This is a genomic window from Psychrobacter sp. JCM 18901, assembly GCF_000586435.1.
Lineage (GTDB): Bacteria > Pseudomonadota > Gammaproteobacteria > Pseudomonadales > Moraxellaceae > Psychrobacter.
Genome location: NZ_BAWH01000023.1, coordinates 32,639 through 49,379 on the forward strand (window position 1 = coordinate 32,639; position 16,741 = coordinate 49,379).

At 43.9% G+C, this 16,741-nt stretch carries 11 protein-coding genes and 7 pseudogenes; 9 read left to right on the forward strand and 9 right to left on the reverse strand.

Annotation, left to right across the window (positions count from 1 at the left end; all coding sequences use genetic code 11):
- Positions 1–88: 88 nt before the first annotated feature.
- The 6 genes and pseudogenes from TT11_RS17475 to TT11_RS14380 all read left to right on the forward strand — a co-directional run bounded on the left by TT11_RS17475 (position 89) and on the right by TT11_RS14380 (position 4,664).
- Positions 89–1,404 (forward strand): annotated as a pseudogene (locus TT11_RS17475) (phosphoribosyltransferase domain-containing protein).
- Positions 1,405–1,496: 92 nt separating this feature from the next.
- Positions 1,497–1,652, forward strand: coding sequence for a hypothetical protein (locus TT11_RS14360; protein ID WP_261870935.1), 156 nt, complete (start codon positions 1,497–1,499; stop codon positions 1,650–1,652).
- A 31-nt stretch (positions 1,653–1,683) separates the two neighbouring features.
- The gene (locus TT11_RS14365; RefSeq protein WP_261870936.1) at positions 1,684–2,082 is read left to right on the forward strand and encodes a hypothetical protein; all 399 of its coding nucleotides are present in this window, start codon (positions 1,684–1,686) and stop codon (positions 2,080–2,082) included.
- Between the two features lie 5 nt (positions 2,083–2,087).
- Positions 2,088–2,276, forward strand: a complete 189-nt coding sequence (locus TT11_RS14370) for a hypothetical protein (protein WP_261870937.1) — start codon at positions 2,088–2,090, stop codon at positions 2,274–2,276.
- A 78-nt stretch (positions 2,277–2,354) separates the two neighbouring features.
- A pseudogene (locus tag TT11_RS14375) lies at positions 2,355–3,535 on the forward strand (cysteine protease StiP domain-containing protein).
- Between the two features lie 197 nt (positions 3,536–3,732).
- Positions 3,733–4,664, forward strand: a pseudogene (locus tag TT11_RS14380) (HpcH/HpaI aldolase/citrate lyase family protein).
- Positions 4,665–4,815: 151 nt separating this feature from the next.
- On the opposite strand, the gene TT11_RS14390 reads toward TT11_RS14380, so the two are convergent.
- Complete coding sequence (locus TT11_RS14390; RefSeq protein ID WP_261870940.1) at positions 4,816–5,358, reverse strand: alpha/beta hydrolase; 543 nt, start codon at positions 5,356–5,358, stop codon at positions 4,816–4,818.
- On the reverse strand, positions 5,277–5,627 hold the full coding sequence (locus tag TT11_RS14395) for an alpha/beta fold hydrolase (protein WP_261870941.1): 351 nt from the start codon (positions 5,625–5,627) through the stop codon (positions 5,277–5,279). The genes TT11_RS14390 and TT11_RS14395 overlap by 82 nt, the downstream gene beginning before the upstream one ends.
- 339 nt (positions 5,628–5,966) lie before the next feature.
- On the opposite strand from TT11_RS14395, the gene TT11_RS14400 reads away from it, so the two are divergent.
- Positions 5,967–6,764: an enoyl-CoA hydratase/isomerase family protein gene (locus tag TT11_RS14400; RefSeq protein WP_261870942.1), complete on the forward strand. Its 798-nt coding sequence runs from the start codon at positions 5,967–5,969 to the stop codon at positions 6,762–6,764.
- Between the two features lie 70 nt (positions 6,765–6,834).
- Here TT11_RS14400 and TT11_RS14405 read toward each other — a convergent pair whose 3' ends face one another.
- The 4 genes and pseudogenes from TT11_RS14405 to acnB all read right to left on the reverse strand — a co-directional run bounded on the left by TT11_RS14405 (position 6,835) and on the right by acnB (position 10,729).
- Entirely contained in the window at positions 6,835–7,275 is a 441-nt protein-coding gene (locus TT11_RS14405; protein WP_261870947.1) for a PACE efflux transporter, read from the reverse strand.
- Between the two features lie 206 nt (positions 7,276–7,481).
- Positions 7,482–7,670 carry a DUF805 domain-containing protein gene (locus tag TT11_RS14410; protein ID WP_370587863.1) on the reverse strand — a complete coding sequence of 63 codons (189 nt, stop codon included), beginning with the start codon at positions 7,668–7,670 and terminating at the stop codon, positions 7,482–7,484.
- Complete coding sequence (locus TT11_RS14415) at positions 7,667–7,924, reverse strand: DUF805 domain-containing protein (RefSeq protein WP_261870943.1); 258 nt, start codon at positions 7,922–7,924, stop codon at positions 7,667–7,669. Before TT11_RS14415 ends, TT11_RS14410 begins: the two co-directional genes overlap by 4 nt.
- A 202-nt stretch (positions 7,925–8,126) precedes the next feature.
- Positions 8,127–10,729, reverse strand: a pseudogene (gene acnB, locus TT11_RS14420) (bifunctional aconitate hydratase 2/2-methylisocitrate dehydratase).
- A gap of 335 nt (positions 10,730–11,064) precedes the next feature.
- Here acnB and TT11_RS14425 point away from each other — a divergent pair.
- Together TT11_RS14425 and lipA are read left to right on the forward strand one after the other, a co-directional pair.
- A pseudogene (locus tag TT11_RS14425) lies at positions 11,065–11,461 on the forward strand (carboxymuconolactone decarboxylase family protein).
- A gap of 147 nt (positions 11,462–11,608) precedes the next feature.
- Entirely contained in the window at positions 11,609–12,634 is a 1,026-nt protein-coding gene (gene lipA / locus TT11_RS14430; protein ID WP_261870944.1) for a lipoyl synthase, read from the forward strand.
- A 174-nt stretch (positions 12,635–12,808) separates the two neighbouring features.
- Here lipA and TT11_RS14435 read toward each other — a convergent pair.
- The 3 genes and pseudogenes from TT11_RS14435 to TT11_RS14445 form a co-directional block, all read right to left on the reverse strand.
- Positions 12,809–14,810 (reverse strand): annotated as a pseudogene (locus tag TT11_RS14435) (TRAP transporter permease).
- Between the two features lie 10 nt (positions 14,811–14,820).
- Entirely contained in the window at positions 14,821–15,384 is a 564-nt protein-coding gene (locus TT11_RS14440; protein ID WP_261870945.1) for a DUF1850 domain-containing protein, read from the reverse strand.
- Positions 15,362–16,380, reverse strand: a pseudogene (locus TT11_RS14445) (TAXI family TRAP transporter solute-binding subunit). Before TT11_RS14445 ends, TT11_RS14440 begins: the two are co-directional and overlap by 23 nt.
- Between the last annotated feature and the right edge of the window lie 361 nt (positions 16,381–16,741).

Here is a 16,741-nt window from a genome sequence, read left to right on the forward strand (position 1 = left end):
CAAGCAAAGTCGCAGTGCCTTATGGCTGGTTGGCTGTCAGGGTTAAAAATCTACGACGACATACAAATAAAAGCGCCAAGGAATATGAATGTTAAATGAGCAACACAGTACGACCATCACCCTACCCCGTGGTACGCTAGATCTAACTTATCAAACCAACTCAGCCACCAATAAATCAGCCACTAATAAAAATGGTGCAGAACAACGCGACCGTTATCAATTAGAAGATTTGCTAGGATTTGCACAGCGTATCAACAAAACGGGCGTTTCTGTTTGTCTCAAAAGTGCTAGGTCGTCATATTCCCGTTGCGCCAAGCATCATGCGAGAGGCATTCACTGATTTGGCTAACTTAGTGCCTAGTGACTTGGCTGAACCAGTACTAGTCATTGGTATGGCAGAGACCGCGGTAGGTCTATCTGCTGGTGTCCATCAAGCGCTACAAACGCGCTATCCTCAAGCCCTGCTATTGAACTCTACGCGTCATGCACAGCACGATGAAAGTAGTGATGCAAATGGTACTGACTCCTTGCTGACGACATTTTGTGAAGATCACAGTCATGCCAGCCAGCATTTGATTTATCAGAGCAAAGATAGCGTTACTCAAATGCAGCTACTGGCCAGTAAAACATTAATTATGGTCGATGATGAAGCCTCAACGGGCAATACCTGTGTTAATGTCGTCACGGCCCTACGTGAAGCAGGACTGACCCAGTTAGAACAGGTGCATCTGACAACATTGGTCGACTGGTCATTAGATCAAGAAACACCTAATCCACAGTCAGATGCTAAGCCTGCACGTATGGCAGATCGTCTCGCTGGTATTGAGTTTCATCGACATCATTTACTGTCTGGTGCCTGGCAATGGACAGATGCACTTAATCCTGAACCTATTACGATGCCGTCGGTTGATACTACTGCCGCTGGTAGTCAGGCGCTCGGTGATACGGGTAATTGGGGTAGGTTTCCAACACTAGACAGTACAGATGGGTTTGATAACTATCTTTCAAGTTTTCAGGCTACATTTACCAGCTTCAATGGCCAAGAAAAAATTTGATGTTGCTCAGCTACCAAAAAGAATCCTAGTATTGGGTAGCAATGAGTTTGTTTGGTTGCCATTTCTATTGGCTGAATGGCTTGAAATAGAGTCTAAAAAACTGAGCGGAGATACAAAGTCCATGGTTAATTTTAGCGCATTAACCCGTTCACCGATTGCGCTTGGTGGAGCGATTAACACGATGCTGAGCTTTAGCGATAATTACGGGCTTGGTATGACCAATTTTGCTTATAACGTTGAGCCTAGTGATTGGGATTTGATTGTGTTGTGTATAGAAACATCAGCTGATAGTGTGGATGCTATGTGGCGAGGTTTGGATAACGTGCTGGTGGTGAGCCCTAGTCTTTAAATTGCTCTCTAACTTTCAAACCTATTATTTACGGACGACACCATGACTACCTCATTTTTTAAAGCTAACCCAGGCGTTATTAAGCTTATGCCTTGATGGATTTGGACGACACACTATTCCAAACCCAGCGCAAAATTGATACATGGGACTTACCCACTACTGAGCCTGAATCTTTGGTATGTGCGACGGTCAATAAGCAAGACGAACCTTTAAGCTTTATGAGCCAGCGCCAAGCAACCTTTTTTTAATTGGTTACTTGCTAGTACTGAATTAGTTGTAGTGACGGCACGGGATCGTAGTGAAATAAAACGCGTTAAGCTGCCCTTTGATAGTTGGCAAGTATTAACTCATGGGGCGATTATTTTAACGTCTGATGGAGCGCTGCTGAGCAGTTGGCAGCAGCATATGTATAGTAAGCTCGCGCCATTGCAAAATAAGCTTAATAAGTTAAGCGAATTATTTGCCAGTCATAGTCAAAGCGAGCAAAGTCATTTAGTATTCACACCGCATATCGATAGCTTTAACAATGGTTCTGTTGATGAAGAGCTAACCATTTATCTGGCTGTCAAACATGCGCAGAAAGATCATCAAGCGCTCGTAGATTTAGCTGAGAAACTGCCCACTCTGATACGTGATTTTGATCAAGATTTCTATGTTCATGTGAATGCCAATACCTAGCGATATTGCCCCATGCGGTTCATAAGCGTCATGCGGTACAGTTTTTATTAGAGCATCATTTAGACCATCAGCGTCCCAGTTTTGGCTTTGGTGATAGCTTAGCTGATTTGCCTTTCTTGCAGTTATTGGACTGGTACGGTATGCCCAATCATGGCCAACTGCATGAGCAATATCAGTCTAAATCGTCAGTCTAAGCCATCAGGCTAAACCATCAGTTTCAACAACAGCCACACAATCCCATTGTTATCATTCCGAGTGCTATTATTCATACTATGACTTTACCTAATATACAGATAAAAAGAGCTACTCTGCAAAACTATGGCTCAGGCAGCTATCTTGCAAGCGATGTCACCGTCCTACTCGATATGGTGGATAAGGACGCGGTTGCCGATGTGCCAGTCAGTCAAAAAGAAGCGCTTATTCAAAGCGGACAACGCCATTACTCTGACATGCTGACCTTAGAGCAAGCACCTACTGCAATGCATGAGCAGCTATACATACAGGCGTTAGAGCAAGGGTCAACAAGGACCGCGACTGATATCGCTCATTTGTCTCATACGCTACATCATGTTTTTCAGCAGAATGTGAGTGATGAGCATCCACTGGTTTTGGTCAGTTTGGTGCGAGCTGGTCTGCCAATTGGTGTGTTATTGCAGCGTGCGCTGTCGGATACAGACAGTAGCTATCGCTTGCCAAGTGTACATTATGGCATCAGTATCATTCGCGATCGTGGTCTTGATCCAGTGGCTTTGCAAATGCTACTGGATGCTTATCCAAACAGTCCAATCGTATTCGTCGATGGTTGGACAGGTAAAGGCGCTATTTATCAAGAGTTGGCTCGTAGTCTAGAGACGTTTAGCGATTCTACTCATGTTAATTTTGCCAACATTTTTCATCAAGGCGCTGACGTCATTCCGCTACTGACTCTTGCCGATCCGGCTGGCGTTGCTTGGCTGGCGGCTAGCGAAGAAGATTGGTTAATCCATCGGGTTTGTTAAACAGCACCGTATCAGGATTAATTTCGCGTAGCTTATACACGGAGCCGTTATCAGGCCTGCATCGCAGTGTCTTTTATGATGATTTAATTGAGGTAGATCATAGCTTGGCATTTATCGAGCGTATCGATGCCGTGAGACGATCATTGGTTGCAACTCCAACGCGTTTACCGACTTACCAGCAGCCACGCTACCAGACGGCTGCATTGATAGAGACGCTGGCAGCAGATTATCATATCGTTAATCGCAACCGTATTAAGCCGACTATTGCCGAGGCAACACGTGCCATATTACGCCGTGATCCCGAACGTATATTGCTCGCCACTGCTGAGCACCCTGATACCATATTGCTACGCCATTTATGTGCACAACGAAATATCACTATCAGTGTATTAGGTGATAAAATACTGCCTTATCAAGCCATCACGCTTATCAAGCAGCGCTCCCAAGACACTTAATACATTTAACGGTATTAAATACTTTCTTTTCCGTTCTCTTATACCCTCTACTTATGATGCCAATTATGTCAGATATGCTAAAAACCGAGTCAGAACTTTACAATGATACCCAATCTTATGCGCATCTGATCACTGAGCGTCATGCGATGGTCAAACCGCACACGCACCATCCATATCAGCTCGGTGCTAGCTTATACATGCCTGCGACTCGCCAAGATATTTGGCAAGTCATCAAGCGGGACAAACTACCGACGATTAATAGTATTATTATCTGTCTAGAGGATGCGGTCAGTCAGCAGGATGTAGAGTTGGCGCTTGAGCGTTTGCGCACCCTGCTGGATACTTGGGCTGAGCATGTGAATAGCATTAATGCGCCATCTAAATCAGCAAAGATTCATGCTCAGCATCCGACGCGTCCACTGGTTTTTATACGTCCACGTAGCCCGATGATGCTACAGCAACTGGCTGACTATACCCATATTGACCTCATCGATGGTTTCGTTATGCCAAAAGTTGATATGTATAGCTTATCTAACTGGCGCATGGCTTGTCAGAACCTAAAAGTAGATCAACTACTTATGCCGACGCTCGAAACCGCAGCGCTGTTTAATCCGCATCACAATCAGGAGCTTGCCATCGCTTTTAAAGAAGCGTTTAGCCAACCAGTTTTTGCATTGCGTATCGGCGGTAATGACTTGTTCGCAGCATTGCGCTTACGCCGCCCAAAAAACAGTATTGTCTATGACTCGCCTATCGGTACGTTGGCTTATCAAATGCTGGGCTGTTTTGTGCCGCATGGTTTTTATCTTACCGCGCCAGTATTTGAGTATTTAGATCAGCCGACGCTGTTTATGCAAGAGCTGAATCGAGATGTCAGCTTAGGATGGTAGGCAAAACTGTCATTCATCCAAGCCAAATCGCCCTAGTACAGCAAGCTTACTGTGTGCCATTGAGTACATTAGATGAAGCACAAGCGATCCTTCACTCTGAGGCCAAAGCGGTATTCAAGTACAATAATACGATGCTAGAGCCTGCGACGCACCGTGCTTGGGCGACTGAAATTGTTAATCGTGCAGAAGCCTTTGGTACCATTGATGACGGACATAGCCAATACAGCTCACGAATGTAGCTTTCATCTCTGATGATGGCTGACTGCCATTTAACAACTTACACCATACAAAAAGCCGCTATCAAATACAGGTAGCGGCTTTTTTTTATATAGAGATTTGCTTAGGACTTCTATAGATATAAGGCTTCAAAGCTCTCGAACAATATCTATATTAAGCACAACTTTCCAAAAACTGACGAAGTACTTGGTTCACTTGATCAGGCTCTTCTACTGTCGATGTATGACCGGCACCTTTGATAATAGCAAGCTTGGATCCAGCGATAGCAAAATGCATGCGTTCAGATTTGGCATAAGGCGTGGCGGCATCTTCATCACCTACCACAATTAGTGTTGGCGTTGTAATCTCACCCAGCTGCTCATAAGTACCTGTACGCTCAATCACGCCCATTGTTGCTTTGACCACGCCGCCCTTGCGATTGCTTTGTAGCATCGTTAGCCACTGCTTACGGTCAGATTTACGCAGCTTATCTGCCAAGAACGTACTGCCAAACATGATTGGCATCACTTTATTACTCACACGCTTCATACCTAACCAGCGAATCGCTTTCACTAGCTTGCGATACTGAGGGATATTTTTTGGATCTTCAGGGTCAGCAGAGGTTTCTAACAGCGTTAATGACAATAGCAGCTCAGGCGTTTGAGCGCGATACGTTGAGCCACGAACCCGCCCATAGATAGCCCAACAAAGTGACACTTATCAATACCAAGCGCTGCAAGCAAGCCAAGCGTATCGTCAGTCAGCGTCTCCATATCATAGCCAGACTTAGTAACCTGCGACTGACCTTGCCCGCGAAAATCAAAAGCAATACAGCGATAGTCTGTTTGAAAATGCTCCACTTGCTTGTCATACATCTGCGAGCTCCACAGTAGACCGTGAGCAAATACGATAACGGGCTTTGTTGTGTCGTTCGGTGCGCTGTCTTCGTAATAAATATCAGCGTTATTTACAGTGATAGTTGGCATAACCACATCCTTGTTTGATCAATGAAAATTTCGAGCGTACCCTTGTGTCTTTTACGACTCTTTTACGCTCAACCTAGCATATTAGCATAATCCATTAGCCCCTTAGGTCATAGCCTTTTTACGAGCCAGTCGTTTTGTCTCATTAGCTAGCATCAGCTTTTACGATAGAATAGGAAAGTTTACCAGTATGTAGATGTGTCTTAAGCGCCCACAAAACACGCTTTTATAATCATAGCAAGCTGCTATAGTAATCAGCATTGAACCATTTTTACCTTTATCTCAAAGTATTGTCATTGATACAAAATATTAAAACCGCCATTTAAAATAAGGAAATCTCAAATGTCACAGTCTCTCGTCGATTATCAAGTTGCAGAGCACATTGCTACCATTACCTTTAACGATCCAAAAAGCTTAAACGCTTTTGGCACACCTTTAAAAAACCAAGTCTTGATAGCGCTAGATAAAGCGGCTGCAGATGATCAAGTACGGGTGATTATTTTGCAAGGGGCTGGTGGTAACTTCTCAAGCGGCGGCGATATTAAAGAGATGTTGTCTGAAGGATTAGACAAGAATGTTGTTTCAAACAAATTGAGAGGTATGGTAGAAGGCGCAGGCGAAGTCAGCTTAAAGTTACGTCATATCCATAAGCCGATTATTGCTAAATTAGAAGGCGCTGTGGCAGGTGCTGGCATGAACTTGGCGCTTACTTGTGACTTTCGAATTGCCGCAGACAATGCAAAGTTTGTACAAGCGTTCGTTAATATTGGCCTAGTTCCAGATGCAGGTGGTATTTACTTATTAAACCAATTGGTTGGTGCCGCAAAAGCCACTGAGCTTGTAATGCTAGGTGATAAGCTAAAAGCAGAAGATATGGCGCGCTTAAATCTGGTAAACAACGTGGTTAGTGCTGACGAGCTAGAAGCCACCGTCCAAGCATTGGCGCTACGATTGAGCCAACTACCAGGCAAAGCGTTGGCCGCTATGAAAGAGAGCTTCAACGTACACGCCTTCGCTGGTTTGAGCGCAGCGTTAGATACGGAAGTAGAGCAACAGACAGTAATGGCAAAAACTGATGACTTTATCGAAGGGGTTAGCGCCTTTATCGCAAAGCGTAAGCCGGTATATCAAGGTAAATAACAAGATAAACAATAATGCCATCAAAAAAGGGCTGCCAATATGGTAGCCCTTTTTTTGTCAATGCCTTTAATTAAGAAGCGGTAGCGGGTTTAGAATGATGAGGTAACGTAAATATCTTGTCAAAGATCAGAGTAAACGTAAACGTATAAACTAAGAAAAATAGCAGTAGCGCTACTTCCATCATAAAGGCTTTTACTAGACCAACATCGTACCAAATCATATAAAGTGGCAAGCAGATTAACACCAGCCCACCCTCAAAACCAAAAGCATGAACACTGCGTATCCATAACGTGCGACGTACAATGCGCTTGCGACGTTCCCACGCTTCAAAAGCGGTATTATATATAAAGTTCCAAACGACGGCTGCTACCGACATCATTACGGCGATTGGTAAGGATTCTGATGCATCACTGTGACTGAGTTTCATCAATATAAGGGTAGATAAGATAATCGCGATAATTTCGAAGGCGGTCACATAAATTAAGCGACGTTTAAGCGGTGATAAGGTCATCAACCAAGACTCCAAAGCACCTGTATTTAAACAGCAAGGTGCATGTCAAAGTATCGGTCCGTCCCGAGTTAGAAAAGATAAATAAAGTGCAGAGCCACGGTTTCCGCCTGCCCCTATATTATACATAACATAGCGTAGAAAATCAGCCAGTACATTTATACAGACGTAAACAGATTTATCAAAAACCGACTTTATCCTAGGCCAGACTATTTTGCTGGCGGGCCCCATTGATTGGTTTCAGGCTTAGTATCATTAGCACAAAATACAAGAAACACAATGCCGCCTATCAGTGGTATTAAGGATATTAAAAACCACCATCCTGAGCGACCCGTATCATGTAACCTGCGAATACCAACAGCAATACTGGGTAAAGCAAGACCAAGCGCTACAACTATATAACAGGCCCTGTTTCTGCGTCAAAAATAATTGCATCTATTATCATCGCAAAAATTGCCAAGATCATATATACCAAAGAAAAATACCAAAACTCTTTACGGCGTGCCCGACCAGAGAAATTGACATAATTTCTCATGCACTTTTTGAACCAATCAATGATTCCATAATTTGCTTCAGCATTATGATTGTTAGCCATCGTAGATCTGGGCAGTGGCGGCGGAGTCGCTTTATCAAGCTTAATATTATTTTCCATAGGGCTTTTTATCTCAGTCGTGAAAAGTAGAAATCGTTAGTGAAAATTATCAACAATTAGCTTTGATTATAGATACTCAATAAAAGTTTGTAAATAAATACTAGTTTTCTTAGAGTCATCAATAAAAAACCCCGCATCATGACGATACGGGGTTATTCTATTATTAAAGCTTAAAAACGTTTTGCTTAAGCTGCAACCAAGATTAGGTCAACTGAGCAACGTTGATCTTGTCTGCTTCTTCAGTATAGTCTTCCATACGATCGAAGTTCATGTATTGATAGACTTCATCACCCATGCTGTTTAGCATGCCAGCATACTGCTGATACTCATCGTTAGTCGGCAATTTACCAAGTACCGCTGCGACTGCTGCAAGCTCTGCAGAAGCTAGGTATACGTTAGCGCCTTGACCTAGACGGTTCGGGAAGTTACGAGTTGAGGTCGATACCGCAGTAGATTTCGGTGCGATACGTGCTTGGTTACCCATACATAGTGAACAACCTGGCATTTCAGTACGAGCGCCGGCTTGTGCATAGATGTTGTAGTAACCCTCTTCCATCAACTGGCGTGCATCCATCTTAGTAGGTGGTGCAATCCATAGACGAGTCTTCAGGCTTCCTGCTGGTACGTCTTGTAGCAATTTACCAGCGGCACGGAAGTGACCGATGTTGGTCATACATGAACCAATGAATACTTCATCAATGGTATCACCAGCCACGTCTGCTAGCGTTTTTGCATCATCTGGATCGTTCGGGCAGCAAAGGATAGGCTCTTTGATTTCGCTCATATCGATAGTGATGTCGATCGCGTATTCAGCATCGTCGTCAGCACGCATGAGGCTTGGGTTAGCCAACCACTCTTGCATTTGCTCAACACGGCGGCTGATCGTACGTGCATCGCCATAGCCTTCTGAAATCATCCACTTAAGCAGCGTGATGTTTGAATTTAGGTACTCAGTCACTGATGCTTCAGATAAAGTGATGGTACAACCAGCAGCACTACGCTCAGCTGAGGCATCAGACAATTCAAACGCTTGCTCAGCAGTCAAATCTTCTAGACCTTCGATTTCAAGAATACGGCCGTTGAACTCGTTGATTTTACCTTTCTTATCAACCGTCAAGTAACCTTCTTTGATCGCTTGATAAGGGATAGCATGTACTAGGTCACGTAGGGTGATACCAGCTTGACGCTCACCAACAAAACGAACACGAACAGATTCAGGCATATCAAGTGGCATCACACCAGTTGCCGCTGCGAATGCAACTAGACCAGAACCCGCTGGGAACGAGATACCCATTGGGAAACGAGTATGCGAATCACCACCAGTACCAACGGTATCTGGAAGTAGCATACGGTTCAACCATGAGTGAATGATACCATCACCTGGACGTAAGCTTACGCCGCCACGGTTCATGATAAAGTCAGGTAGTGTGTGCTGAGTCTCAACGTCAACTGGCTTTGGATAAGCGGCAGTATGACAGAATGACTGCATCACGAGATCCGCTTGGAAACCCAAACATGCCAAGTCTTTTAGCTCATCACGCGTCATCGGACCAGTCGTATCCTGAGAACCGACCGTAGTCATCTTAGGCTCACAGTACATACCTGGACGTACGCCCGCCAGACCACAAGCTTTACCAACCATTTTCTGGGCTAGCGTAAAGCCTTTACCAGTATCAGCTGGCTCTTCTGGCTTAGCAAATACGTCAGAATGACCAAGACCCATGTATTCACGAGCACGGTTAGTCAAACCACGACCAACGATCAATGGAATACGGCCGCCAGCACGTACTTCATCAAGCAATGTTGGTGAGTTCAATTCAAACGTTGACAATACTTCGTCAGAATCATGCTTAGTGATTTTGCCTTCGTACGGATAGATGTCAAATACATCACCCATGTTTAGGTTATCAACTGCCACTTTTTCAATTGGCAATGCGCCAGAATCTTCCATCGTGTTAAAGAAGATAGGAGCGATATTGTTACCAAGTACGAGACCGCCGCCACGTTTGTTTGGCACGTTAGGGATATCTTCACCCATCAACCACAATACTGAGTTAGTTGCAGACTTACGGCTAGAACCAGTACCAACGACGTCACCCACGTAGCTAACGGATGGCCTTTTTCTTTCAATTCTTCGATTTGCTTCATTGGACCAACAACACCCTCTTCGTCAGCATTGATGCCGTCGCGAGAGTTTTTGTGCATGGCTAGTGAATGCAATGGGATATCAGGACGGCTCCATGCGTCTTGCGCAGGTGACAAGTCATCCGTGTTGGTTTCACCAGTGACTTTGAACGTCGTGTAAGTGGTTTTCTTTGGTACTTCAGGGCGATTCAAGAACCATTCTGCGTCAGCCCAAGACTGAACCACTTCTTTTGCGATGGTGTTGCCCGCTTCTGCTTTTTCAGTCACGTCATTGAACGCGTCAAATACTAGCAAAGTCTTTTTCAATGCTTCAGCTGCATCTTGTGCCACTTCCGCGTCATCTAGTGCTGCAACCAATGGCTGAACGTTGTAGCCACCTTGCATGGTGCCTAAGATTTGAACCGCTTTTTGCTTGCTGATAAGTGGTGATGAGGTTTCACCTTTTAAGATAGCGGCCAAAAATGCTGCTTTAACATATGCTGCTTGGTCAACACCAGCAGGGATACGATTTTCTAGCAGGTTCATCAAAAACGCATCTTCACCTGTAGGTGGCGTTTTTAGGAGTTCAACCAACTCTACTACTTGTTTTTCGTTCAGTGGTAGCGGAACCGTTCCTAGCTCAGCACGTTCTTCGACATGTTTACGATAAGCTTCTAACACAATAGTCGTCCTCGTTAGTTGGGGTTTAGCACATTACGTGGGTAGTCAGCATGACTGCCTGCGTCGATATACTATAGGGAATAATTATTGGTGCAATCATAGCTTAAAACGCTCTAAATGTTAATGGCTCAGCCAGTAAAAGGCGGATAGTAAGGCCATATCGAACATTTATTATAAAAATAGTGCTCTCTACAATAGCGTTGCATGCCCCATTATCAGTGATGTCCCATTGATTATTGTTAATAATGATTACTTGCTTTATGCACGCGCAGTCGCCATATGACTGTTATGCAACTCTGTAAGAGATACCTTCAATAAATACTAAGGATGCCGATATGGACGATAGCACCAACTATGACAATGGGCTAAAAGTACGCACTGAGGTCATGGGTGAGCAACATGTCAAACGCTCACTTGATGCTGCCACAGGATTTACCCAGCCGCTACAAGACTGGATAATTGAACACGCTTGGGGCAGCACATGGCAAGATGACTCAGTACTGCCGCGCAAATATCGCTCATTAATCACGATTGCTTTTTTTGATTGCCCAAAAAAGCCCAACTGAGTTAAAAGGCCATATTCGAGGCGCGATCAATAATGGTGCCAGTGTCGCTGAGATTCGAGAAGTATTAATGCATAGCTTGCCCTACTGCGGTGCACCCGCCACCCAAGAAGCGTTTCGCGCCGCTATAGATGTACTGAATGAGTTAGAGATTAACATAGATATTTAAAACTATGGTTGTCAGAGCAATCGTAGTAATCTTAACGATATTGTTCCAAAATTGACTGCCAAATTTCTGCTATAATATCGCCACTTATAAAACATTCTGATAATTCCATAAACCTTATAGTATAAAGGGTTAAGAGATAATTCCATTATGACAACTGCCGTACAAACGCATGTACCTGCTGCTAAAGCCAAACCAAAAAAAGCCATCCAAGGCGAAAAGCTACGAGGCTATGACAAAGTTGCCCGTATCCCAATTAAGGTGATCCCGACTGTCGAGGCAAAGAAAAAGCCTGATTGGATTCGGGTAAAAATGTCCTCGCCTGCTGAAGTTGCTCGTATCAAAGCAACCTTGCGTGAGCAAAAGCTTTATACCGTTTGTGAAGAAGCGGCCTGCCCTAACCTGCCACAGTGCTTTGCTGATGGTACAGCCACCTTTATGATCATGGGTGATATCTGTACGCGTCGCTGCCCGTTCTGTGATGTCGGTCATGGTCGTCCTAATGAGCTAGACAAGGATGAGCCGCGTCATACCGCTGAAACCATTCAAGGTCTACAGCTCAAATATGCCGTAATCACCTCTGTCGATCGTGATGATCTAAAAGACGGCGGTGCGGGACATTTTGTAGAAGTGCTAAACGAATCAAGAGCGCTTAGCCCAAACTGCTTGATTGAAATCCTAGTGCCCGATTTCCGTGGTCGTATGGATATTGCGTTGGATTTATTGACAGAGACTGCACCAGATGTGTTTAACCACAACATCGAAACCGTGCCACGTCTATACAAAGCTTTCCGTCCAGGTTCTGACTATCAGCATTCGCTAGATTTGCTTAAGATTTATAAAGAGCGTCGTCCTGATATCGCCACCAAGTGCGGCTTTATGGTTGGTCTTGGTGAGACAGAAGAAGAGATCTATGCCCTACTCGATGACTTAAAAGCTCATGATGTAGATATGATCACTATCGGTCAGTATCTACAGCCTAGTAAAAACCATGCGCCTGTCGATCGTTATGTCCATCCAGACGAGTTCCAACGCTATATGGACTACGGTAAAAAGATTGGCTTCTTTAGCATTTGGGCAGGTCCAATGGTACGCTCAAGCTACTTTGCAGATCGTCAGTACTATGGCGAAGACTGCCCAGCACCTATCCGTAGCAAAAAAAGCATTAGAAGCTGAAGGCAAACTTGGCTGCTAATTTAGCAATAAAGTGATGTGAACAACAGCCGCTAAGAACAGTAGCTAAGACAGTTATTACGACATCTCGAGAATATTAAAAAGGGTGAATAACAAATTTGTTATTCACCCTTTTTTTTAGCTTTAATAAATTGTCAAAGGATTAAACCTAACGCTTTACACGGTTAAAGTTGGCGTTGGCTTTCCAGCTGTTTTTATATTGAATGCAGCAATACCAAGGACAATAATACCACCTGCGATACCAGTCGTAATCTCAGGATAAATCAATAGCAAAGCACCAATAGCTAAGATGACACGAGTTACCGTATTCATACTGCCTCTGAAGTACCCTTCAAGTGCTGAGCTTAGCGCAATAACACCCGTCACCGAAGTCACTACTACTGTAATGATATCTACAATAGGTGGCAGCGGGAAATCTTTTGCCGTGACTGCTAGGCCGGTTGGATCTATCATCAACATCGTTGGATTATAAATAAACATAAACGGCACGATGAATCCCGCGAGAGCAAGTTTGAGGGACAAGAACCCTGTCTTCATCGGATCTCCACCGGATATACCTGCACCCGCAAAGGCTGCGAGACACACAGGCGGTGTAATATTGGCAAAGATACCAAAATAGAAAACAAACATGTGCGCTGACAAGATTGGAATATCAAAACCGGCCAATGCTGGCGCAGCCATCGTCGCCGTAATGATATAGCAGGAATAGAGGGTAATCCCATGCCCAAAACCATTGATGCCAACATCGTTAAGATAAGCGTAAAGAATAGTGATCCTGCGCCTAGCGTGACGATAGAGGACGTCATTACCGTACCAAAACTGGTCAGACTCACAACCCCAATGATAATACCAACGACCGCACAAGCAGCCATGACCGCTAATGACTGGCGCGCACCATCTTCTAATGCACCCAAAATATCAGAAAAGCTCATGCGAGTTTCGGCACGTAGCATACTGATCACAACGGTAAAGCCAATGGTATAAGCTGCTGCATATCCCACAGGTACGTTTCTGATCAATAAGAAAATCAAAAAGACAATGGGCAATAGCATGTGACCGCGGGCTTTTAATACTTCTTTTACCGCTGGTAAATTTTCTTTAGCAATACCTTTTAGATCTCGACGTCCAGCACGGAAATGCACCTGCGCAATGACGCCTAAATAGTATAATATCGCTGGCAATAATGCTGCTAAGGCAATCGTGCTATACGGCAAGCCTGTTGTCTCAGCCATAATGAAAGCACTGGCACCCATAATCGGAGGCAAAATCTGTCCACCAACCGAGGCACTGGCTTCAACTGCACCTGCGAAATCTTTGTGATAGCCGACCTTCTTCATTAACGGAATAGTAAAGGCACCCGTACTAACCACATTTGATAAAGCTGAGCCATTGATACTGCCCATAAAGCCACTAGAGATGACTGCTACTTTTGCAGGTCCGCCCTTTTTATGACCAGCGATAGCCAATGCCAAATCATTAAATAACTGCCCCATTCCTGAACGTGCTAAAAACGCACCGAACAGAATGAACAAGAAGATAAAGGTGACCGATGCACCAATCGCAACAGAGTACAAACCCTCTGTTTTTAAGAATAATTGACCAAAGATATCACCCATATCATAAGGGCGAGTCAAAAGTCTGTCAGGCATAAAGTCTAAATGACTAACAAATGGATAGCCAAAAATATGCCGGCCAAGATTGGCAAAATCCAACCAGTAATACGGCGACTGCCTTCTAACACGCAGACTACCGTAATCAAAGAAAATATCACATCGACCTGATTGGCCATACCGCCACGCGAGGTAACGATATCTTGATACTCATAAATGAGATAGCCCATACCGGATAGAGACAAGGCAAACCAAATCCAGTCATACCATGCCACTCGCTTGCGACTGCTTTTTTTGCTGGCTGGAAAAATTAGGAATATCAATGCAAAACCAACACCCACGTGTACAGAGCGCTGTAACAGTGCTGGCATTGGATTAAAAGTGATATATAAATGAAACAGTGAATAGAGTATACAAATGCCAGCAATGAAATATTTTACTGGTCCTTGAGTGATATGACGCGTGATTGACTCTCGGTCATATTTTTCCAATACTGCTCGGTTGACCGCATCCGCCTCAGCATCGTTATCAACTTGAGCATCTGGCATGGTAGTCACACTACCTTGATCCGTCACTTGGGAGTTCATGACAAAAGTCCTTTTTAAATCTATCAATTAAATCATACGTCTTAGGCATGATCACCACTTCAGAATAGTCTGGCACCCACTGGTGAATCAAGAAACGATGATCACCATAATCCATTTCACCTTTGGTCAGTCTAGATACGACCCAATTAAGGCGAGGCAGTTTTTCGTTAATTTGATAACCCAGATAGCCAGGCTTTTGTATGGGAGCGAGCGGTTCAGTTGAGGGCGTCCCTGCACCGAACGCTTCAAAATAGGTCGTGGTCAGTAACAGCTCCGCACCTGCTGTACTGCTGCCGTCTATGCGTTGATACTGTTCTTCCCACCACTGTTTTTCTACAGAATGTATCCAACGTAGCTGAAAATCAGGCTCAGTGAAATAACAAACCTTATCATCAGCACCGTCTACGCCTGCGACTCGCACTTCAACGACAGACTGAAGCGTAGAGCCTAACCATAGCGTAAAAAAAACCAGCGCTGCAATAAATGCCGCGCCAGTTGATAACCATAATGAATTACTTGGCTGCTTGTTCGTCATAGTATTTTTTTAGCTCCAGGATGGATTGGGCTACCATGCCATCACGAGCGGTTTCTAGACTGATATCATTGGCCGCTTGGTGAGCTGTTTTTAGACCATCTAAATTATCAAACAATGCTTTGGTTAGTTTATAACCATCCGCTTCAGATAGATCAGAGCTAACCAATAGTGCATTCATGATTGCGGCAGTTGGTACGGCTGTTTCGTTGCCATAAGTGCCAGCAGGAATCTCAAAGGTTTTGAAGTAAGGCTTGGTCGCGATGATTTCTTTTAGCTTGTCTTGGTTGATAGTGACAATCTGCAAATCTAAGCCTTGTTCTAACTCCATCAAAGATGAGTTTGGTAGGCCGCTACTAAAGAATGCCGCTTCGATCTTACCTGCTTTCATACCATCAGCAGCTTCAGCAAAGCCTAGATAATCAACGGTGACATCATCATATGTGATACCAAACCCTTCTAGTAAAGTACGAGCATTTACTTCTGTACCAGAACCTTGATCCCCTACCGCAATGCGCTTGCCTCGTAAATCTTCAATGTTTTTGATACCAGATTTTTTTGAGGTTACGATTTGCACGACATTAGGTACAAAACAGCAATCTGCTGAATGTTAGTGATTGGCTGCTCAAAGTTGTTTTTACCTTCGACAGCATCTGTCACTACGTCACTTAGTGCCAAGACCATATCGACCTTGCCTTGGGTCAATAGATTGACGTTTTCGACTGATGCGCCAGTGGTTTGTGTTTTTGAGTTTACGCCAAAGGTTTTGACATAGACTTCAGACAATGAGGTGCCGATGATGTTGTAAGGGCCAGACGCACCGCCAGTAGCAATGGTCAAAAACTTAGTATCAAGCTTATCTACTGCAGTATCTGTTGCCGCACTATCTGCAGATGCAGTATCACTGCCCTCTGAGCTTGGAGATGAGCATGCAGTTAGACCTAAGGCAGCACTCAACATAGCTGACAAAAGTAATGGGGATTTTAAAGAATTAAGCATTGAATTCATCCTTGAAGTGGTCGATTTTGTACGTTTAACAATATCCGTATTTATACATAAATACGTTACAGACGAGTAATAATATAGTAATTCTGTCAATAAATAAACCTTAGCTTACTTTCTCTTTTTCTTTCAATACCTTATATTTAAAGCTATCAGAGAAAATATAGGGCATTCATTAATTAGCTAACATATACGTATGTTTTGCTATGCGAAACAAAGTTCCATTTAATAAATATTAAAACAAAAATTGTCGCTATTGTAAACCTTTATCGATATCTAGCAAATATCGCCATATCGCATTATTTCTTAGGAATTTTTAGATATAGCAAATTAATGAGGACTCTGAATTTATAACTAT